Source organism: Alkalihalobacillus pseudalcaliphilus (assembly GCF_028610675.1).
Taxonomy (GTDB): Bacteria; Bacillota; Bacilli; order Bacillales; family Bacillaceae_D; genus Alkalihalobacillus; species Alkalihalobacillus pseudalcaliphilus.
The window spans coordinates 23759-45719 of the sequence record NZ_JAQQWS010000005.1 but is presented as its reverse complement, the minus strand read 5'-3'; the positions used below and the strand labels follow the sequence as shown (position 1 = coordinate 45719).

The window sequence follows — 21961 nt, the reverse complement described above, 5'->3', positions numbered from 1 at the left end:
CTCGGAGATTACTCGTTGATGTAATGCTCGTTGCTCCACCCCGCGTCGTTTTAAAGTTTATGGATGATGTTTACTCTGGGATGAGGACATCTTCCTCTTCTCGTTTTTCAGATAAGATTATGCGTCGATATTACTCGCAAAAAAAATATGGCGGAGGAAGAGGGATTCGAACCCCCGCGCGGTTTAACCCGCCTGTCGGTTTTCAAGACCGATCCCTTCAGCCGGACTTGGGTATTCCTCCGTGCCAACTATCAATGAACTGTTTCATGGTGGAGCCTAGCGGGATCGAACCGCTGACCTCCTGCGTGCAAAGCAGGCGCTCTCCCAGCTGAGCTAAGGCCCCAAACGTTTTTATGTAATGTCTTAGCGACGTTTATTACTATACCACGAAACATTTAAAATGTGCAACACTTTTTTATCTTTTTTTATTTAAAATGAAAAAGACTCAAATAATGAGAACATTGGTAGCATTATCGCGATGAACAAAAACAAAATAAAACTTCCAATGACAATAAAAAACAAAGGCTGGAGAACGGCAAAGAATTTTTCGATCGACCTTTCTATATCAGCATACAAAATTTCACTATAGGATTGCAAATCTTTTCCTAAGAATCCTGTTTTTTCTCCATTATCAATAACGAAAGCAAGTTCAGTCAAAAAATAAGGATGTGCTTTCATAATTTCATAAAATGAGAAGCCCTGAGTTAACAAGCTTTGAATTTCCTTAACTTCTCCTTCATAGAAATCTAAGTAATTTTGTTCTAGAAAAACCGATAATGCTTGACCAATCGCCATACCCGACTCCAACAACCTACCTAATTGCAATGAAAAGTAATAAGTAATTATACTTCTAACGAATTGATGAACATGGGGGAATTTAAGGAGAAGTCTCACTTGATATACAGAGGATTTCGGTCTGATATAAACCATATATGAGAAGAACAATAAAACAAGTACAAAGCTCAAACAAGCTATAATATACGGAGTGCTTTGAATCACCGAAAACAAAAAAGAGGTCATAGCCGGTCTCTCACCACTAAAGCTCGCATAAATCGTTACTAATTGTGGAATGACCACTTGTTGTAACATTAAAACTACTAGTAATGTTATCCATATTAATGCTAGCGGATATCTTATAATTTTCATAAAATCTTTTTTTACACGCTCTTTTCGCTGACTTAATTTACTAGCAAACAAAAATCCCTCTTCTAAATTGCCTTGCCTCTCAAAAAAATATAAAAAAGATAAGATATCTTTAGATAAGCCTAGTCTAGAAAATGCCTCTGATATATGAACTCCTTCATTTAAATCAGCTTCTATATGTTCGTAAAGTATTTTCATATGAGTACTTGAATGAACCTTCATAAATGATAGTGCTGCTGATATAGAGTAACCTTGTTGCAAAAGGCGTGAGATCCGATACAAGTGGTCCGTAATGATTCGCTTACTATTCTTTGTTTTTCGCTTAAATAAAGACATGTACAGTATCCTACCCTTCTAATTCAGTATGCTCAATCAACCCGAGTGCCCATGCTAGCCTTAATTCCGATGAAATTTTTCTGTAATGAAAAGGACGATTCAATAATGCTGCTTTTAATTCTTCTCCCTTTAAAAACTCAAAGATGGCCTTGCGTTTCCTTTCTAAATAATGCGTACAATCAGTCGAATACAAATGGATTTGACATAACGAACACGTTGGTAAAAGTAGCCTTTGTGAAAGAATCACTCTTAAAGCCTCTCCTAACTCCTCCTTCGTTAATCCAAAATCTAATAGCCTAAAAATAGCTGAATAACTATTGTGGGTATGCAAGGTTGCGATAACTAGATGTCCGGTGAGAGCCATTCGCAAAGCAAGCTCAGCGGTTAAACGATCACGTATTTCACCGATGACAATGATATCTGGATCATGTCTTAAAATTGATTTCAATCCGGAATCGAACGTAATCCCTGCTTTTTCATTGATTTGTATCTGCACAACTTCCTCTAGGTTTTGCTCAACGGGATCTTCAATCGATATAATTCTCTTTCCACCTATTTTCAACCACTCTTTCAGCAAGGCATAAAGGGTCGTAGTTTTTCCTGAACCCGTTGGTCCAGTTAATAAAATTAATCCATAAGTAAATCGTAAAAGGGATAATAAATGATTAGTTTGTTTATTTAATAGAGGTAATGCATGTAAGTTCTTATGGGAGTGTTGTTCGGATATTCGAATGGCTAGACTTTCTGAGGGAACTGCGGGAAGAGTTGACAATCTAAGGAAATACGCTATCTCATTTTCATAAAAATAAATCGTAGAACTTTGTGCTTTTCGCCTTTCACCAATATCCATTCCAGACTGATACTTCAAATGACTAATGAGTCTCTCTGCCTGCTGATATTTCAGGCGCTTCCTTCGAGAAATCTGACCATGTATTCTCATTTGAATGACATAATCCTTATTGGTAGGAATAAGATGTAAGTCGGAAGCTTGACTTTCAATGGCCTCACGAATCATCGCTTGGCTTAATTGTTCGATTTCATACACAATGGCACCTCCTATTTTTTACTTTGTACAAATTCGACATCGACGAAAAAAATCCTCCATAACTTGCATGAAAAGGATCAGTTAGGATATAATATTTTTTATTAGTGGGCTATCGCCAAGCGGTAAGGCAACGGATTTTGATTCCGTCATGCGTTGGTTCGAATCCAGCTAGCCCAGCTTACCTGCTACATAAGGTCCGTTTAACGGCTTCCTTGTGTAGCTTTTTCTTATTAACCATGCATAGTGCGATTATAATTAATAGGAGTTGGTAGACATGAAAGCTGCCTATTATCAAAATAAAATCATATATCTCCCCGAAAAAGAACGAGCAGAGTGGCAAATTCTACATAAAGAAGCTAAAACAGGTAAGGTAACCTGCCTTCATTGTGGGGAACCATTACAACTACATATTAGTTTAGAATCCAAACCTACTTTCTTTCACCGAAACAACTCTTACCCGTGTGAGAAAGAAGTGGAAGCCTACATAGAAGCTTCTTATCAAAAACATCAAGTAAAAAAAGAGCACACGAATCAAACATCACGTTCCTTTAATGGATTCTCATTACCGACTGGTCGATCTATTTCCAATGAAAAAAATGAAGGCGATTCTAGCTTATGGAAAGAGCCACAATCTATTCGGAACGTCATTCCCTTTCAACATCAGAAATTGGACCAAGCTTTTACACTGCCCTCTCCCTATCGACAGACCCTTGAAAACTTAGGCTTTACGTTGAGTAATATCCAATGGTCAGCAGTTGAGAAAACGGAAGGTCCTTTATTAATACTTGCAGGAGCAGGTAGTGGAAAAACAAGAGTCCTAACAACACGAGCTGCCTATATGCTCGTAGAAAAAGGTATTTCTCCTAAAGAAATGATTTTAGTAACGTTCACAGCCAAAGCTGCCAAAGAAATGAAACAACGAATGGCTTCATTTCCTAACCTTTCACATTCAGATTTGTCACAGCTTATGATCGGAACATTTCATAGTATTTTTTATAAAATATTAATGCACCATCAACCTGAAAAATGGAACCAAAACCATTTATTGGTAGCAGACTGGCAAAAAGAAAAAATCGTAAAAGAAGCTGCCAGAACCATTAATATCGAAGAAAAAGATTTTGCCTTTGACCAAGCCCTCACACAAATCAGCTGGTGGAAAAATCATTTAATCCCCCCTGCTTTAGTCAAACCACGAGACCATTGGGAGGAACAAGTTCTTCATTTATATAAATTTTATGAGGAAAGTAAGGAAAATCAAAATAAGTTTGATTTTGATGATATGCTGATAGGCTGCTATGAACTTTTGAAGCAAAATGAACCATTACTGGCCCGTTACCAAAGACGCTTTCATTATGTATCTATTGATGAGTACCAGGATATTAATAAAGTACAAGCTGAATTAATTAAACTCTTAATAGCTAAATCTAGGAATTTGTGTGTCGTTGGCGACGACGACCAGGCGATTTATGGGTTCAGAGGTAGCGATCCAGATTATATCTTATCTTTTGAAAAGGAATATCCAGAAGCTCAAAAAGTAATCCTCAACAATAACTATCGTTCCACACATGGAATTGTAGCGATTGGAAATAAAGTCATACAAACAAATCGAAAACGGTTCAAGAAAAAGCTATTAGCACAATTCGACCTAGAGCGTTACCCGACTTTATTTTATCCCTATGATGAGGAAGAAGAAGCGACGATGGTAGTGACAGATATCCGAGAGAAAATTGAATCAGGTGCCAAACCTAGCGATTTTGCCATTTTATATCGTACAAATACACATATGAGAGCTATATTTGAAAGGTTCATAGATTCTAGTCTCCCCTTTTCCATTGAAGGCATGAACGAATCATTTTACCACCGCAAGTCCGTTAGGAAAATCATTGCGTATTTACAGTTGTCCCAAAACCCTAATCATGTTCACTCTGTCACAGAGTTAGTGGGTGCATTATTCTTAAAACAGGGCTGCGTACAGGATATCAAAGCATGTAGTATATTAAATGATTGTAGCTTAGTGGAAGCATTTACACATTTAACAGATATCCTACCCTTTCAACAAAAAAAACTCAAAAATTTACCTAAGCAATTTCAATCATTGAAAAAACGAAAACCGATAGAAGCGCTTGACTACATTGAAATAGAGATGGGATTCAAGGATTTTCTAAAAAAGCAAGGAAACGAAGGCAATAAAATGGATAGAGGGTCGGATGATTTACGTGATTTAAAGGTGATTGCTAGACAGTTTACAACGATCGAAGAATTTCTTAATCATGTTGAGCATATGACAGCTAAGCATAAAGAATATAAACTACAACGCCAAGACGATGATACCGTTCAATTGATGACCATTCATCGTGCAAAAGGTCTAGAATTCAAACATGTTTATATTATCGGTGCAACAGAAGGTAGTTTACCACACGATTATGCTTTGGAATCGCTTCGTGAAGGAAATGATGCCCCTTTAGAAGAGGAGAGACGGCTCATGTATGTAGCAATAACTCGAGCTATCGAGAATCTCTATATATCCGTTCCACAAATGAGACGAGGCAAGCAAGCACAACCTTCTCGATTTGTCAGAGAAGCACAAAGACAGACAATATTACCCAAATCATTAGTGAAAGGATGATTAGTTTGAATCAAGTCCACATTTTAGAGGAAACAGAAAAATGGGTCAAAGAAATTTTATTAGGAGAGAGTAGTGGACATGATTGGTACCATATACAGCGAGTTACCCATTTAGCTCAAACTATTGCTAAAGCTGAAGGTGGCGATAGATTTATCGTGACTATGGCAGCACTCTTACACGATTTAATTGATGATAAGCTATTTGAAAATCAAGAAGAAGCATTAAGGCGAGTTTCGGATAAACTAATGGAGCTTGAAGTTCATCAAGACATTCAAAATCATATTCTAACGATTATCCAAACGATTTCTTATCGTGGTGGTAACGGTGATAAGCTGCAATCCAAAGAAGCTATGATCGTTCAAGATGCCGATCGATTAGATGCTCTTGGGGCGATTGGTATTGCACGGACATTCGCTTATTCAGGACATAAAGGTCAACCTATTTATGATCCAACTATTGAGAAGAGAGAAAATATGACTATAGAAGAATATCGTAACGGGAAATCCTCCGCCATTCACCATTTCTATGAGAAGCTATTAAAGCTTAAAGATTTAATGAATACAGAGAGTGGTAAGAAGGAAGCGAATATTCGTCATGAATTTATGGAACAATTTCTAAAACAATTTTATCATGAATGGAAATAAGCGATTCCTAAAAAACCGATGACAGCTCCTTGTTTGTCATCGGTTTATTTTCTATGAAAGTTAGTGCGAACATAGTGCTCTACTCGTCGCTACCGAAAATTATGCTCCGCGTGGTCCTGCTGGATAAATGTCCGTGTTAATGGTTGTAAATACGGGCTTTTTTTGATATCAAATTGACGCTCTTATTCACTTACTCCGCATTGTTGGCTCTTTTTTCGGCTTCATTGCTTCGTATTTTCGTTTGCTCCGCATTAACTGCCTCTTTGTGCAGATACTCAAAGGTTTCGCGTCTGTATCTGCACAAACATTTATTAATCGTTAAATTGGTGTTAGCCGACTTTCATCTTTGTTGGTGGTGGAGCGAATCCGCTTCGCCATGTGTTTATATATAAGTTCAATGAGTGATGTTTTTTTGAATGGTAGTTGTTTTATAACGATATGCAAAGCTTTGCTCGTCGATATCGGATAGTACGGGGCACTAAGCTAGCATTCCGTCCTGGGGGATTCTCTAGCTGAATCGCTCGCATTATTTCCCCTCATTCTCAATTCCCGCATTCCAATCATAGCTATTCTATTCTTATAGCTTATATATGGTATTAGAATCTTCTTGAAATCTATTCCTCGTATCAAAGATGAGCTTAGCGTGTTTCTTAATTAATTCATAGTTGACTTGACTATGATCGGTTAATATTATAACGCCATCATAATCAGATAGCATTGGAGCTGATAATGGTTTATTCGAATGAGTATGTCCATTAAACTCCAAATTTTCTATAAAGGGGTCATGGTAATCAACTTGATAACCACTTCTGACTAAACGTTGAAAGACAGGGATTGAAGCTGATTCCCTTATATCGTTAATATCCTTTTTATACGTTAGACCAATTGTTAATAGCTTTGCTTTATCATGTTTGACAACCTGACTAACTCGTTCAACAATATAATCTGGTTGTTTGTCATTGATTTTTTTTGCCAAATCGATAAATTCCGTTTTCACTCCTAATTGTTCCGCCTTCCATTTCAAATAAAGCGGATCAACGGGAATACAATGCCCTCCAATTCCTGGCCCTGGAAAATAAGGCGTAAATCCATAAGGTTTTGTGCTAGCGGCTGTCACCACTTCCCAAATATCAACATCTAACTTCTCACTAATTCTACTCAACTCATTCATAAATGAAATGTTAATAAACCGCTGTGTATTTTCGACGATTTTTGTCATTTCAGCCACTCTTGTACTCTTGACAGGAACTAACTCACGAAAAATATGCTGATATACATTTGTTAATGCATCTAAGCACGATTCGGTCACACCACTAATTACTTTTGGAATATTCTCCAAAGAAAATAACTGATTTCCTGGATCGATTCGTTCTGGAGAATATCCTAAAAATAGATCATGCCCTACCTTCCAACCATTTCCCTCTAGTTTTGGCTTAATGACTTCTTCTGTTGTCCCAGGATACGTAGAACTTTCTACAACAATTAATTGATTTTGCTTTAAATGTGGCATTAATCGTTCAATCGCATGATGAAGATAATTCAAGTTCGGTTCTGATTGCGCGCTTAATGGTGTAGGCACACAAATAATCATTGTATCCACATCGTTTACTTTTCCAAAGTCTGTTGCATATTTAAATTTTGGTGATTGTACAACTTCTTGAACATCTCCATCCGACAAGTCTGCTAAATAAGAAATTCCTTGACTTAATGAATTTATTTTCGCTTGATCAATATCGATTCCTGTAACATCAAATCCTTTTTGATGGCAAAGAATCGCCAAGGGTAGGCCTACATACCCTAATCCAATAATGGCGACCTTATTATTCATACATTAACCCCTTTCCAGACACGTAAACACCATATGTTATATGTATGAATTTAGGATTAATTTCGACATGCCAATACCTTTAAATGGGCTGTAATTCTCCCCTATTTTTCATCAAAAGGTTCTCAGTTGTTCGATTATATACTGCTGTTCTTCCTCTTTTAGAAAAGGATGCATAGGTAAAGCTAATAATCGTTTTGACTTTAATTCCGCTACTGGAAAGTCACCATGTTGGTAACCTAATTTTTTATACACGTTTTGTAGATGCAGAGGTAATGGATAATAAACACCTGACGCAATACCTTGGTCATTTAGATATTGAATCAGATCATCACGACGATTATGTTCCAAGCAATATAGATGATAGACATGCTCTTTACCCTTAACTAACTGCGGCAATGTGTAACCCTCTAAATCTGCAAGTGTTGAATAGGTCCCTGCTTTTTTTATTCTTGTCTCATTCCATTGATCTATTTTTTGTAAGGAAAGTCTTAATACAGCAGCATGTACCTCATCTAAACGGCTATTATATCCGACTTCTTCGTGAAAATACTTCTTTTCACTACCATGATGACGTAGGCGTTTGATTCTATCAGCTACCTTCTTGTGTTTCGTCACCACTAAACCACCATCTCCAAATGTTGAAAGATTTTTAGTCGGAAAAAATGAGAAACAGCCTACATCACCAATAGCCCCCAGTTTTTCACCATTATATTCACCTCCAAAAGCTTGACAAGCATCCTCAATTACATACAGATTATGAGCCTTTGCTATCTTACTTATCTGCTCCATATGACACGATTTCCCAAAGAGATGTACGGGAATAATTGCTTTGGTTCGGTTCGTTATTTTAGCTTCAATCAATTTAGGATCCATATTATAAGAAACGGGATCAATATCAACAAAAACAGGTATTGCTTTTACTCGGGAGATAGCCTCTGCCGTTGCAAAAAAAGTGAATGGAGTTGTAATCACTTCATCACCAACACCAATATCAAGTGATCTTAGTGCCAAAACAAGTGCATCCGTTCCATTGGCAACATTAATAGTATATGGACTATTTAGATATTGACAGACTTCCTTCTCAAAAAGCCTACCCTGTTCTCCTAAAACATATTGACCGCTATTAATAATTTCTGCTACACACGAAATTATTTCTGCTTTCATACTTTGCATTTGTCTATCTACATGGACTAACGGGATCAAATTATCACCTCAGCTTCAAATTTAGATAATTTACTATATGCAACCGCGGAATTCAATGTACCGCAACAAAAAATATAAAACACTTTCCACAAATAAAACATATAATGACTTGAACATTATCACGGAAAGTAGGAATAACATGTTAAATGAAGGAGAATCACACGAGAATAGCTCGGTTCATCAACAATTACGAGTTTTACAAGGAACGATTGAAATAGCTAATCAAATGCAAACAATCGCCCATGGATTATCAAAAATAAATGTTAAAGCACATACACTTAATTACTACCCTTCCTACCTTAATTATTCTTCTGAATTTGAAATAGAAGCTGGTGATTGGAAAGATTTTAATCAACCGCTTTTAATGAAGGAACATATAGAACATTCAATTATTCCTAATTTCGACATGTTCCATTTTCATTTTTTGCATACATTGTTACCGAATTTTAATGACCTACCCATCATAAAGGCTCATCAAAAACCGATGCTTTTTCACCATTGGGGTAGCGATGTTCGCACCTTAAATAAAGCACTAGAAATTAACCCTTACGCTAAAGCCAAAGTAAGTGATCCTCATTATATCGAAAGCAATTTACGTCAAATATCCACCTATATCCCGTATTGTATCGTGGCCGATCATGAATTACTTCGATATGTGGAGGATTATTACGAGAAAATTTACATGATCCCTACTAGTGTAGATATCGCTAAGTATCCTTTTATTAAACAGCAACAGAAAAAACCATTCATTGTTCACGCTCCTACCAATTATCAGATTAAAGGATCTAACGACATCATTAATGCTATTACTCGATTACAAGCAGAATTTGACTTTGACTTTCAATTAATTACGGGAACCTCTCATCACAAGGCAAAAAAAATCTATGAACAAGCAGATATAATCATTGATCAATTACACATTGGAACTTATGGATTATTGGCCGTGGAATGCATGGCATTAGGGAAGCCGACTATTTGTCATATTAGCGACTACATGAAAGAGCATTACCCTGATGACTTACCTATTATCTCAGCCAATCCCAATACTATTTATCAAGTTCTTAGAAACACCTTACAAAACCAAGATCAATTACCTTCTATATCGGTACAATCAAGAAACTATGCGATGAAACACCATGATCATATGAAAAATAGTCAAAAACTATTACAGGTATACAAAGAGATTCTTTCAAAAAATGAAAGAGGTGCTAGTTAAGATGAATCAACTACAAAATGAAACAATCTTTATTACAGGGGGAGCCGGATTTATAGGTTCAAAGCTTATAGAAAAGTTATTACCAAACAACAAAATTATTGTTTTTGATAATTTCTTTCGGAATTCACTGAGGTACAAAGATTATATGAACGACCCGAATATTACGATTGTTAAAGGTGATATCCTTCACTTAGAAGACATTCAACAATCTTTACATCAAGCAACCTATATTGTCCATGCCGCTGGAATAGCCGGTATAGATACGGTCACACAAAACCCCATTAATACCATGAAAGTAAATATGTTAGGAACCTTGCATGTTTTAGAGGCGGCTTCAAAGCTCAGTCAATGTAAAAAGGTGATTTGTTTCAGCACAAGCGAAGTATATGGTCAAAGGGCCTTTCGCTCCTCTGAACATAGTGAAGCTGTATTAGGAGCTGTAGGTGAGGCTCGGTGGACTTATGCAGTAAGTAAGCTTGCTAGTGAACACTTAGCTTATTCATACTATAAGCAATTAGGTTTACCTACCGTTATTTTACGACCTTTTAATATATATGGTCCTGGTCAAGTTGGTGAAGGGGCAATTAAATTAATGGTTGAAAAAGCATTAAAAAATCAACCTATCTATATACACGGGAACGGAACACAAATTAGAGCTTGGTGTTATGTAGACGATATGGTGGATGCCATTTATTGTGCGCTTGTGAATGATTCAGCTAACGGCGAATCTTTTAATATCGGGAATGAAAAAGCCATTACAACCATTAACGAATTAGCTCAGACAATTATTCGAGTCCTACAGTCAAAATCAAGTATTCAGCATATTGACAACTCAACGGCTGATATTCAATTAAGGATCCCAGATATAAAAAAAGCGAAAGAACTTCTTCATTTCGAGGCAAAAATAGACCTTGAAGAAGGCATTCGTAGAACTTCAAAATTTATAGAACGGGAGAATACCTGATGGAAAAGCAATGGAAAGGTGACGGAGCAGGCACGTTTAAAAAGGAATATTTAGGCTCATGTGGACAGAATGTTATTATTGAAGATGGTGTACGCATTTTTCATCCAGAAAATGTCTATATCGGCGATAATGTCTATATTGGTCACGATACGATTATAAAGGGGTACTATCTCCATCCATTAACCATTGAGTCAAATTGTTGGATTGGTCAAAGATGTTTTATACATGGGGCGGGTGGTGTGACGATTAAGGAGTATGCTGGAATTGGTCCATCTGTTCATATATTAGCTTCTTCCCATATCGACCCAGACGACCCTAACGAACCCACACTATTTTCACCTTTACATTTTCCTTCGATTACGATTGAAAAGAATTGTAACATCGGTATGTGTTCATCGATTATAGGCGACGTAACAATCGGTGAAAATTGTAAAATTGGAGCAAATGCTTTAGTTAATCGCTCCATCCCCTCAAATAGTGTCGCTGTAGGTGTACCTGTAAAAGTCATCAAAAAAAGAGTAAAAAAGGATGACCCATCATGATTAAGCTCATTCAGCCTTATATTGAATACGAAGAAGTCGAAGCAGACTTAAGAAGGATTTTTGAAACGAAACAATTTACAAAAGGACCTTACGTCCAAACATTCATAGAGGCTTTATCGGATTATACGAAAGCACGTTATGTACATCTTACCTCATCTGCCACAACTGCACTAAGCACATGCCTTACTCTATTAAACATACAGAAGGGTGACGAGGTGATTGTTTCTGATTTTTCATTCCCTGCCTCTGCCAATGTAATAGAAAATTTAGGAGCAATCCCAATTTTTGTAGATGTTGACTTAGATACCTTTAATATGAACCCAAAGCTTCTAGTATCTCAGATTACTCCCCGTACAAAAGCGGTCATCTTCGTCGACGCTCTCGGTAACCCTTCCAATTTATTAGAAATTAAAAATATATGTGCCAATAAAGGGATTCCATTAATCGAGGATGGCGCCTGCTCAATTGGTAGTTCGATTCAAAACGAAAAAATTGGTAATATTGCCGACTTAACATGCTTTAGCTTTCATCCTAGAAAGTTATTAACAACGGGTGAAGGAGGAGCCATTCTAACAAACAACGAGACCTGGAATCATCAATTAAACATATTATTAAACCACGGAGCCACTATTAGAGATACGGGTTTTGATTTTATCTATAGTGGATTCAACTACAGATTGTCAGACATCTCTTGCCTACTAGGCATTCATCAACTAAACAAATTAGATGACATTATCCAAAGACGTCAATCACTTCATGACCTATATGAAGCTAACCTGACTCCATTAGGGTTCCAAGCTCAAAAGGTTAACAAAGATACGACACACAATAAACAATCCGTTGTTTTCAAAACACCTCCTAGTATAGATAGAGATAAATTAATCAACTATTTATTCGTCAACCATATAGAGGCAACAATGGGCACCTATAGCTTAAGCAACACGAGCTTTTATACAAAAAAATACCAACAGCAACAGATAAATTCTGCTTATTTACAAAAACATACCATTACATTACCTTGTCACGACGATGTGCCCGCAGAGAAAGTAATTGAAAAAATCGTATCCTTTCATAAAAAAACAAGCACAGATCTTAAATGAACTGTGCTTGTTTTTTTATTAAGTGATTCTATGCACGGACCATACCGTAGCTGATGGATCTGCATTTCCTAAGTTCAAATTAATTGTCAACCCATTTGACACATAAAATATTCCAATTACATCTCCGGCATTTAATTGAACATCAGCTGTTAACGTAACTGAGCCGCTTCCTAAAATCGTTCTCAAATTTAATAATAATGCAATGTTTACGTTCAATACAGGAAATAAACCCGAAACTAGATTTGTTAATGTAGGTGAAGTTCTTTGTATCACAAAAGTTGGATTAACCCCAGCACCTAACTGCACTGAAATAGCAGCAGTTGTTGAATAACTGATAATTGCTTTTATCGAATAACGTCCGGTTATAGGAACAGTGTAAGAACCAGTTGTCGCATTAAACCCTGTACCCGTATAATACGGGCTAGTCACAGTCCAACCACCTAATTGAGTTGAAGCACCCGTGGAAGTAGCCGATCGTTGAGCCGAGAAACCAGTTAAAGCAACATTCGGACCCGTTGGACCCGTTGGACCCGTTGGACCTCTTGCTCCGGTTATCCCTCTTATCCCTTGGACTCCCGTTGGACCTCTTGCTCCGGTTATTCCTCTTATTCCTTGGGCTCCCGTTGGACCTCTTACTCCTGTAATTCCTCTTATTCCTTGGACTCCTGTTGGACCTCTTGCTCCGGTTATTCCTTGGACTCCTGTTGGACCGGTTGGTCCGGTTGGTCCGGTTGGTCCGGTTGTTCCCGTTACCCCTGTTGCTCCTGTTACTCCTGTTACTCCTGTCGATCCTGTTGGACCGGTTATCCCTGTTGTTCCCGTTACCCCTGTTGCTCCTGTTGTTCCTGTTACTCCTGTCGATCCTGTTGGACCTGTTACCCCTGTTGTTCCCGTTACTCCGGTTGCCCCAGTTGCTCCGGTGGCTCCGGTTGGACCTGTCGCTCCCGTTACTCCTATTGCCCCGGTGGCTCCAGTTGCTCCCGTTACTCCGGTTGGTCCTGTAGGCCCGGTTATCCCTGTTGCTCCGGTTACTCCCGTTGGACCAGTGACTCCTGTTGTTCCCGTTACCCCGGTGGCTCCCGTTGGGCCAGTTACTCCTGTTGTTCCCGTTACCCCGGTGACTCCTGTTATTCCCGTTGGACCGGTTATCCCTGTTGCTCCCGTTGCTCCGGTTACTCCTGTAGGCCCGGTTATCCCTGTTGCTCCTATCGCTCCCGTTACTCCGGTTACCCCGGTGGCTCCCGTTATTCCCGTTACTCCGGTTGCCCCAATTGCTCCCGTTACTCCGGTTGCTCCCGTTGCTCCGGTTACTCCTGTAGGCCCGGTTATCCCTGTTGCTCCCGTTACTCCGGTTGGTCCTGTAGGCCCGGTTATCCCTGTTGCTCCGATTACTCCCGTTGGACCAGTGACTCCTGTTGTTCCCGTTACCCCGGTGACTCCCGTTGGGCCAGTTACTCCTGTTGTTCCCGTTACCCCGGTGACTCCTGTTACTCCCGTTGCTCCCGGTGAACCAGTTACCCCTGTTGTCCCGGTGACTCCGGTGGCTCCTGTTATTCCCGGTGAGCCTGTTATTCCCGTTACTCCGGTTACTCCTGTAGGCCCGGTTATCCCTGTTGCTCCTATCGCTCCCGTTACTCCGGTTGCTCCCGTTGGACCTGTTACCCCGATTGCTCCCGTTGCTCCCGTTACTCCTGTAGGCCCGGTTATCCCTGTTGCTCCTATCGCTCCCGTTACTCCCGTTACTCCCGTTAAACCGCTGGCTCCGGTTATCCCGGTGGCTCCGGTTGGTCCTGTGGCTCCCGTTGCTCCAATTGAACCGGTTGGCCCGGTGGCTCCTGTTACCCCTGTCACTCCGGTTATCCCTGTCACTCCTGTTACTCCGGTCTCTCCCGTTACCCCGGTTGGTCCTGTGGCTCCCGTTGCTCCGGTTACTCCTGTTGGACCGGTTATCCCTGTTGCTCCTATCGCTCCCGTTACCCCAGTTACTCCGGTTATTCCCGTTGGACCCGTTGGACCAGTTATCCCTGTTGCTCCTGTTGTTCCGGTTGTTCCCGTTGCTCCCGTTGCTCCCGTTGCTCCCGTTGCTCCTGTTGCTCCTGTAGGCCCGGTTACCCCTGTGGCTCCGGTTACTCCTGTAGGCCCGGTTATCCCTGTTGCTCCTATCGCTCCCGTTACTCCCGTTACTCCGGTTGCCCCGGTGGCTCCGGTTATTCCCGTTCCCCCGGTTGATCCCGTTGATCCTGTCGCTCCCGTTGGACCGGTTATCCCTGTTGCTCCTATCGTTCCCGTTACCCCGGCTGGTCCGGTCTCTCCCGTTACTCCCGTTACACCGCTGGCTCCGGTTATTCCTTGGACTCCTGTTGGACCGGTTGGTCCGGTTGGTCCGATTGGCCCGGTTGGTCCCGTCTCTCCCGTTGGCCCGATCGCCCCGGTTACCCCTGTCTCTCCGGTTGGCCCGGTGGCTCCCGTTGGTCCTGCGGCTCCCATTGCTCCCGTGATTCCGGTTACCCCTGTTACTCCTGTTACACCGATTGGCCCGGTTGGCCCCGTGGCTCCTGTGGCTCCGATTGGCCCGGTTGGTCCGGTTGGTCCGGTTGGTCCCGTCTCTCCCGTTACTCCCGTTACCCCGCTGGCTCCGGTTATCCCGGTGGCTCCCGTTGGTCCTGTAGCTCCCGTTGCTCCGGTTACTCCGGTTGACCCGGTTAGTCCCGTCTCTCCCGTTGGCCCGATCGCTCCGGTTAACCCGGTTGGTCCGGTGGCTCCGGTTACTCCGGTCGACCCGGTGGCTCCCGTTGGACCCGTTACCCCGGCTGGTCCGGTCCCTCCCGTTACTCCCGTTACCCCGCTGGCTCCTGTTGGTCCTGTGGCTCCCGTTGCTCCAATTGAACCGGTTGGCCCTGTCACTCCTGTTGACCCGGTCTCTCCCGTTACTCCCGTTACCCCACTGGCTCCGGTTATTCCTGTGACTCCGGTTGGCCCCGTGGCTCCGATTGGCCCGGTTGGTCCGGTCTCTCCCGTTACTCCCGTTACCCCGCTGGCTCCCGTTACTCCGGTCGGTCCTATTACCCCGGTTATCCCAGTCGATCCCGTGACGCCGGTTACTCCCATTGGACCGGTTAAGCCAGTGGCTCCTGTTTCCCCTGTCGATCCAGTCGCCCCCTGAGGTCCAACAGGCCCCCTTGGACCTGGAATGCCTCTAGTATGAAAAGGATTTATACTCTGATTTACCCCCAAAAAAACTCGTTCATTTAAACAACATCTTTTTCCTCTCTGACTAAAATTCAATTTCCCCCACCTCTTATACCTTACAAAGCTAGACTTTCAACTAATTCTATTAACTAATATATTCTTAGGACCTAATTCCGCTTGCACAATAACCTATACAAAAAAGAAAAGTCCAAAACAAAATAAAAAGGTTATCCAAACAGGAACAACCCGTTCAAATAACCCTTTCCTATTATTAATCTTCTTGATTCTCTTCGCTACCGAACCCATACGTTTTTTCTAAATAGCTCTTGTTATGAAGGACTGAAGGATCCTTCGGTCTATACGCTCTCGCTTTCTCATTATGCTCATAAGCCTTCGCATATTTTTTAGTTCGATCGTAACAAACGCATAGTTGTATATGAGGATACCATGTCGAATAAGCAGGATAACTAAAGCTCCATTGATTCGTATCCGGCTTTAGTTTAGTCGCTAACTCATACCAATAAATCGCATGTACATACTCTTTCTTTTGTTGAAAGTTATAACCGATTCGACTACAAGTCTCAGGTCTAGGAGTCTTTGAAAACATAATCGACTGGAACAATGATTCCAATTCTTTTTTCGTATCTCCTAAATGTCGATAACAATCCGCTTTATTAATACACGCATAAAACTTATCCTCAATCCAGCCCTCTTCCATAGCAATGTTATTATCATAAGATTCAATGGCCTCTTCTGGATGACCATTTTCTCTCAGTTCATTCCCATAGTAAAAATAATCCCTTGCAGAAAATGTATCTCCTCGCTCAATCTTTGTTTTATAAATAGATAAATTCCTACTAACTGCATGTTTGATCTTCTTATGAGTAACTGCTACATCTGAATTGATGATATTTCCAAAAACATTTAAATAATTGTGTACATCTCCGCCCCATTTGAAGTTCTTCTCTCTTTTAACTAATCGATTACGACGATATCGCAACGTGACATTCCCATAGCTATCCATCCCTGCATTATAAAACATCGAAACAGAATCTACTGAATGATCTAGTGTCTCTTTTAACGCTTTTAACTTCTTTTGGTCCTCTTCTAACAACACGTCATCCGCATCCAAATACAAAATATAATCCTTTGTTGCATACTTAAAAGATTCATTACGTGCCGCTGCAAAGTTCCCCGTCCATTCATAAAAAAATACACGGTCTGTATATTCCTTAGCAATTTCAACAGTTCGGTCTGTCGAGCCCGTATCAACAATATTGATTTCATCGACAATGTCTTTTACTGTATCTAAACCACGAGCTAATACAGCTTCTTCATTTTTAACGATCATACATAAACTTATCGTTACCATTTTAACACCTCATTAGAATATTTATTTCAAAGGTTTCGCAGGATTCCCTACATATTTTGCATGATTTCCTATTTTTGTTCCTGTTTTGATAATTGGTCCTATGTGAATACCTTTACCTGAAGCCATATATTTATCATTCGACATCGAACAACAAGGCCCAATAAATACATCATCTTCACTTGTTGTATCAGCTGTATTATACGTTCCTGTTTGAGTTGTCGTATGATCTCCTATATTTGTATTTGGTTCCACCATTACATGCCTACCAACTATAGTATGTTCACCTATATGAACCTGTTCTCTAATACTTACATAATCAGCAATAAAGGTATCCTCCCCTACTAAACTTCCTTTATAAAGAGTGACATATGTCTCAATTATCACACCGGAATGAATCTGTAATACTGGTAACTAATGTGTTGGTTTCTTTCCATCTTTTTATTGGAAGCTGGCATCTTTCCTAATAATACGAATTCACCAATATGAACATGATTACCGATGACTGTACCTTCTCGAATAATACGATGTTCCCCAACCATGACATAATCCCCGATCATCAACACCCGCTTCAATGATGACATTGTATCCTAGCTCAACTTGTTTACCTAAATGAGCTGAAGGGTCAATTTTCAATATATTCTCCTCCCTCTCTATAATGAAACTGTATTTTCAACAGCTCTCTTCTGAAATATCACTCAAGGCAACAATTTCAACATTTTCAAGCTGACATATAGTTTGACAATACTTCTCAGTAATTCTGCCACAGCCAACAATCGCCATTCTCATGATTATTCCGTCCTCACGTCCTTACAGTCACTACTAATGTTAGAGTATGCATTAACCTTGTAAGTAGACATAAAAATCAAAACAAAAACCACTTTCAAATAGTGGTTTTTATTGAAGAGGTCACCCTATTAATTTAATTAAAATCTCCTTTACTCACATCATTTTCCATCATTTATATTCATTCTTTCGATAAGCTTAACGTAACCTACCTCTGTTCCTATGTCATACCTTTCACCTACTACCTCCTTAGCAAAACACTTTTTATCAACAATTATCCCTTTTAACCCTGCGGTTAATTGTACTTCTCCTGATTTATCAGGTTTTACTTTTTTTAAATAGGAAAAAATATCAGGATTAAATACGTAACGTCCTACAACTGCAAGATTTGAAGGTGGATGATTTTGAGGTTTCTCAACAATATCCAATATTTCGTATAGATTGTCTTTTACTTTGTTTTCTTTGATAACACCGTAATTTTTCAACAAGTCGTCTTCAACATACTTAACCCCCACTACGCTCGAGTGAACTTGTTTAAATGTTTCAATTAATTGTATAAGGTCACACTCCTTATCAATAAAAATATCATCGGGAAGTAAAACAACAAAAGGCTCATCGTTGATAAAAGGTTCTGCTAACAACAAAGCATCCCCAAGCCCGTTTGCAACTGGTTGACGGAGATATTGTATATGAACAGAAGGAGGCATAATCTTGTGGATTAAATGAGATTTATTTCTTTCCTTCAAAAAGTTTTCGAGTTCAATGGAACGGTCAAAATAGTCAATGATAGAAGTTTTACTCCTTGAAATGATGATTAATATTTCTTCGATTCCCGATTGTATCGCTTCTTCCACGACATAATGAATAGCTGGCTTTCCTTGGATTGGAAACATTTCTTTTGGAACGACTTTGGTAATTGGGAGATTTCTTGTACCAAATCCAGCTGCTGGAATAATTGCTTTTTTGACTTTCACAATTTCCCCCCCTGTCAAAAGTTACTATTATTTTATTCATTAATACAGAGGGAGAAAGTTGTCCCTATAGAAAACTTACCGATTGTCAAGCCTTGAAATGGCGAAGGCAGAGGCTTACTAGCACTTATACTTAGAACAAAATTGGCTACTATGTCGAGTATTCTTATATTCTGCCAATTTAAACGTATAACGTGCAAAAAGGGCAATTCCCCTATCTATCATAGGCAATAGTTAGATTCCCCGAATATCTATCACTCTTTTTAACCAATTAAAATACGATATTAGTGCCACAAACTTTTATATTATTCATATGGTTAGATTGAAAAAGGAGCGAAAGAAATGAATGTATGTGTCATTGGTGCTGGCTATGTTGGCTTAACGACATCCGCCGTGTTAGCCGATTTAGGTAACTATGTATATTGTGTAGAAATAAACGAGCAAAAACTAGAAAAATTAAAAAACGGAAACACTCCAATCTTTGAACCACAATTAGAAAATATGATCAAAGTCAACTTAAAAAGTGGTAGACTGCTTTTTTCTTCAAGCTTATCTAAAGCAGTAAATGAAAGCTCTGTTATTTTTATTGCGGTTGGCACACCTTCTTTATCTGATGGACGTACAAACCTTACATTTCTAGAAAGTGTAATTAATGAATTATCTTCTTGCATAAACTCATATAAAGTAATAATAACAAAAAGTACAGTACCTATCGGGACGAATCAAAAAATAGTTGAAGAGCTAATAAAATTAGGGGTATCACCTCTTCATTTTGACATTGTTTCAAATCCAGAGTTCTTACGTGAAGGTTCAGCCATTCAAGATATGCTTTCACCAGATAAAATTGTAATCGGCGTTAACGATCATAAACCTATTGAACTAATTCAAAAGCTTTATAAACCTTTCGATGCACCTTTTCATATTACAAGTTTAGAAGGAGCGGAAATGATTAAGTACACTGCTAATGCTTTTCTAGCTACAAAAATCTCCTTTATAAACGAAATATCTAAAATTTGCGAAGTATATAACATCGACATCACAAAAGTTGCCAAAGGTATTGGATTGGACCCGCGAATCGGTTCTCATTTTTTAGGAGCTGGGTTAGGTTATGGTGGTTCTTGTTTCCCAAAAGATCTTGAAGCACTTATTTTTTTAGCTTCACAAAAGCAGGTTAGTCCACATCTTTTAAAAGCAACTAAAACTGTTAATGATAGTCAAGTGGACTTCTATATTAAAAAGTTGCTAAATAAAGAGCCTGATTTGCTCAATAAAAAAATAACTGTTTGGGGGCTCTCATTTAAACCAAATACGGATGATATCCGCGAATCACAAGCAATAAAATTAATCGAACATCTAAGTGCAAGAGGTTATGATCTACATGTCCACGATCCAGTAGTCAAGACACACATACAGAATACAACTAATTATCAACATTTATATGAATCGATTGAACAATCAGATGTACTTATTATAGCGACCGAATGGGATTTATATAAAAATGCTGATTGGTCAATTATTGCGGAAAAAATGAATGGTACTTTAATCTTTGATTGCCGTAACTGTATACTTCCAGACTTAGTTACCAGCCGAGGATTAAACTATATGGGGGTGGCAAGGCTATGAAAATAGTCATAACAGGTGCTGCTGGTTTTATTGGCTCAAACCTTTGTCAAAAGTTACTTGAAAATCCAACTGTCGAAATAATTGGATTAGATGCATTTGTTGGCCCAACTTCTAAAAATGTAAAATATGCAAATGTTCAAGCTCTCCTAGACCATCCTCGCTTTACATTGATTGAGTCGAATATGCTTGATGTAAACTGGGAACCCCTTCTTAAAGGAAGTGAATATATTTACCATCTTGCAGGTATACCAGGGGTAAGAGCGAGCTGGGGAGCTGATTTTCATCAATATGTACTATACAACATTACAGCGACACAGCGTCTTCTAGAAGCATGTAAATCAATACCTTTAAAAAAGTTTATTTTTGCCTCAACATCATCTGTTTATGGCGAGAAAAGTGGTCAAATATCAGAAAAAAGTATACCAAAACCACTATCACCCTATGGGATTACAAAATTAACGGGCGAACATTTATGTCACGTATATCGAGAAAGCTTTAACATTCCAACCGTTATCTTACGTTATTTTACCGTTTTTGGTCCCAAGCAACGCAGTGATATGGCCTTCTACCGATTTATTAAAAGTATGATAAAAGATAAGGCAATTACCATTTACGGTGATGGGACACAAACACGTGATTTCACATATATCGATGACTGCGTTATTGCAACAGCGTCCGTTAGGGATGCTAAAAATGTGATTGGAGAAACCATTAATATCGGTGGAAAGCAACGTTCATCATTATTAAATGTTATAAGCATTCTCGAAGAGCTTCTAGGTAAAAAAGCAAAAAAAGCATTTATAAACGAAGCAATTGGTGAACCGAAGCATACGTGGGCAGATATTTCAAAAGCTGAAAAATTACTTAATTATCAACCACTCACTGATTTAAAAACAGGTTTAAAAAACGAAATTGACTATATCAAAAAACATTGAAAATGCCGAATGTAAATAAAACAACAATTAGCGATGGCTAATTGTTGTTTTGAGCTGTGCTCTGCCGAGTACTAACCTAATCTCTTTTTAGACTTTACTAATCATCCTCTTCGTCTTCTTCACCATCTATTTTAAATTTCACTTCAGTACCATCACTAAATACTATTTCTATTTCAACCTCTTTAAATGTATCTTTAGCTAATGCAGCAATGATTGCATCTGTTATTTCTTCTTCGGATAAATTAGAAAAATCAGAAGTTGTTAGAACACTAGTATCAAAGAATTCCTCAGCTTCAGTGATTTTTTCTTCAATATCTGTTACTTTTAAGATCTCCATATGATTATTAATACAATCAAATTCCAGTTCAACAGACACATCATCATTAAGCTCCACATTAATATTGATTTCTATAATTTCTCTTTTCAAAATAAAAACCTCCT

Annotated in this window: 18 protein-coding genes and 3 tRNA genes; 9 read left to right on the top strand and 12 right to left on the bottom strand. The window is 39.1% G+C overall.

The genetic code is table 11. The features are described from left to right. Window positions 1–148 precede the first annotated feature (148 nt). From PQ479_RS11955 to comGA, 4 genes are all read right to left on the bottom strand, one after another. Window positions 149–241 (bottom strand) — tRNA-Ser (locus PQ479_RS11955). Window positions 242–267: 26 nt separating this feature from the next. Next, window positions 268–343, bottom strand: a tRNA-Ala gene (locus tag PQ479_RS11950). Between the two features lie 86 nt (window positions 344–429). After that, window positions 430–1479: a competence type IV pilus assembly protein ComGB gene (comGB, locus tag PQ479_RS11945; protein WP_047987994.1), complete on the bottom strand. Its 1050-nt coding sequence runs from the start codon at window positions 1477–1479 to the stop codon at window positions 430–432. Window positions 1480–1489: 10 nt separating this feature from the next. Further along, the gene (gene comGA, locus PQ479_RS11940) at window positions 1490–2524 is read right to left on the bottom strand and encodes a competence type IV pilus ATPase ComGA (RefSeq protein ID WP_053070328.1); all 1035 of its coding nucleotides are present in this window, start codon (window positions 2522–2524) and stop codon (window positions 1490–1492) included. A 105-nt stretch (window positions 2525–2629) separates the two neighbouring features. Here comGA and PQ479_RS11935 point away from each other — a divergent pair. From PQ479_RS11935 to PQ479_RS11925, 3 genes are all read left to right on the top strand, one after another. Then, a tRNA-Gln gene (locus tag PQ479_RS11935) sits at window positions 2630–2701 on the top strand. 97 nt (window positions 2702–2798) lie between these two features. After that, complete coding sequence (locus tag PQ479_RS11930) at window positions 2799–5150, top strand: UvrD-helicase domain-containing protein (RefSeq protein WP_047987993.1); 2352 nt, start codon at window positions 2799–2801, stop codon at window positions 5148–5150. A gap of 5 nt (window positions 5151–5155) precedes the next feature. Next, on the top strand, window positions 5156–5794 hold the full coding sequence (locus PQ479_RS11925; RefSeq protein WP_420535544.1) for an HD domain-containing protein: 639 nt from the start codon (window positions 5156–5158) through the stop codon (window positions 5792–5794). Between the two features lie 577 nt (window positions 5795–6371). Here PQ479_RS11925 and PQ479_RS11920 read toward each other — a convergent pair. Together PQ479_RS11920 and PQ479_RS11915 are read right to left on the bottom strand one after the other, a co-directional pair. After that, window positions 6372–7622 carry a nucleotide sugar dehydrogenase gene (locus tag PQ479_RS11920; RefSeq protein WP_047987991.1) on the bottom strand — a complete coding sequence of 417 codons (1251 nt, stop codon included), beginning with the start codon at window positions 7620–7622 and terminating at the stop codon, window positions 6372–6374. 111 nt (window positions 7623–7733) lie between these two features. Continuing rightward, window positions 7734–8825 carry a DegT/DnrJ/EryC1/StrS family aminotransferase gene (locus PQ479_RS11915; RefSeq protein WP_047987990.1) on the bottom strand — a complete coding sequence of 364 codons (1092 nt, stop codon included), beginning with the start codon at window positions 8823–8825 and terminating at the stop codon, window positions 7734–7736. A gap of 139 nt (window positions 8826–8964) precedes the next feature. Between PQ479_RS11915 and PQ479_RS11910 the strand changes: the two genes are divergently transcribed. Genes PQ479_RS11910 through PQ479_RS11895 form a run of 4 tightly spaced genes read left to right on the top strand, consistent with a single transcriptional unit; the run spans window position 8965 to window position 12647 of the window. Then, on the top strand, window positions 8965–10041 hold the full coding sequence (locus PQ479_RS11910) for a glycosyltransferase (RefSeq protein ID WP_047987989.1): 1077 nt from the start codon (window positions 8965–8967) through the stop codon (window positions 10039–10041). A 1-nt stretch (window position 10042) separates the two neighbouring features. After that, entirely contained in the window at window positions 10043–11005 is a 963-nt protein-coding gene (locus PQ479_RS11905; RefSeq protein ID WP_047987988.1) for an NAD-dependent epimerase/dehydratase family protein, read from the top strand. Next, the gene (locus PQ479_RS11900) at window positions 11005–11547 is read left to right on the top strand and encodes an acyltransferase (protein ID WP_047987987.1); all 543 of its coding nucleotides are present in this window, start codon (window positions 11005–11007) and stop codon (window positions 11545–11547) included. The genes PQ479_RS11905 and PQ479_RS11900 overlap by 1 nt, the downstream gene beginning before the upstream one ends. Beyond that, on the top strand, window positions 11544–12647 hold the full coding sequence (locus PQ479_RS11895; RefSeq protein ID WP_047987986.1) for a DegT/DnrJ/EryC1/StrS family aminotransferase: 1104 nt from the start codon (window positions 11544–11546) through the stop codon (window positions 12645–12647). Before PQ479_RS11900 ends, PQ479_RS11895 begins: the two co-directional genes overlap by 4 nt. A gap of 18 nt (window positions 12648–12665) precedes the next feature. On the opposite strand, the gene PQ479_RS11890 is transcribed toward PQ479_RS11895, so the two are convergent. From PQ479_RS11890 to PQ479_RS11870, 5 genes are all read right to left on the bottom strand, one after another. After that, entirely contained in the window at window positions 12666–15755 is a 3090-nt protein-coding gene (locus PQ479_RS11890; protein WP_475652156.1) for a beta strand repeat-containing protein, read from the bottom strand. 352 nt (window positions 15756–16107) lie between these two features. Further along, complete coding sequence (locus PQ479_RS11885) at window positions 16108–17208, bottom strand: glycosyltransferase (protein WP_047987985.1); 1101 nt, start codon at window positions 17206–17208, stop codon at window positions 16108–16110. A gap of 21 nt (window positions 17209–17229) precedes the next feature. Further along, window positions 17230–17592 (bottom strand): LbetaH domain-containing protein, encoded by a 363-nt coding sequence (locus PQ479_RS11880; RefSeq protein WP_053070327.1) that lies wholly within the window; start codon window positions 17590–17592, stop codon window positions 17230–17232. Between the two features lie 108 nt (window positions 17593–17700). Next, on the bottom strand, window positions 17701–17841 hold the full coding sequence (locus PQ479_RS11875) for a hypothetical protein (protein WP_273717006.1): 141 nt from the start codon (window positions 17839–17841) through the stop codon (window positions 17701–17703). Window positions 17842–18152: 311 nt separating this feature from the next. Beyond that, window positions 18153–18965, bottom strand: a complete 813-nt coding sequence (locus PQ479_RS11870) for a UTP--glucose-1-phosphate uridylyltransferase (RefSeq protein WP_047987984.1) — start codon at window positions 18963–18965, stop codon at window positions 18153–18155. 339 nt (window positions 18966–19304) lie between these two features. Here PQ479_RS11870 and PQ479_RS11865 point away from each other — a divergent pair, with 339 nt between their 5' ends. Together PQ479_RS11865 and PQ479_RS11860 are read left to right on the top strand one after the other, a co-directional pair. Beyond that, window positions 19305–20585 carry a UDP-glucose dehydrogenase family protein gene (locus PQ479_RS11865; protein WP_047987983.1) on the top strand — a complete coding sequence of 427 codons (1281 nt, stop codon included), beginning with the start codon at window positions 19305–19307 and terminating at the stop codon, window positions 20583–20585. Beyond that, window positions 20582–21520, top strand: a complete 939-nt coding sequence (locus PQ479_RS11860; protein WP_047987982.1) for an NAD-dependent epimerase/dehydratase family protein — start codon at window positions 20582–20584, stop codon at window positions 21518–21520. Before PQ479_RS11865 ends, PQ479_RS11860 begins: the two co-directional genes overlap by 4 nt. A 97-nt stretch (window positions 21521–21617) precedes the next feature. Here the strand turns inward: PQ479_RS11860 and PQ479_RS11855 are convergent, their stop codons facing one another. After that, the gene (locus tag PQ479_RS11855; protein ID WP_047987981.1) at window positions 21618–21947 is read right to left on the bottom strand and encodes a hypothetical protein; all 330 of its coding nucleotides are present in this window, start codon (window positions 21945–21947) and stop codon (window positions 21618–21620) included. Window positions 21948–21961: the final 14 nt, after the last annotated feature.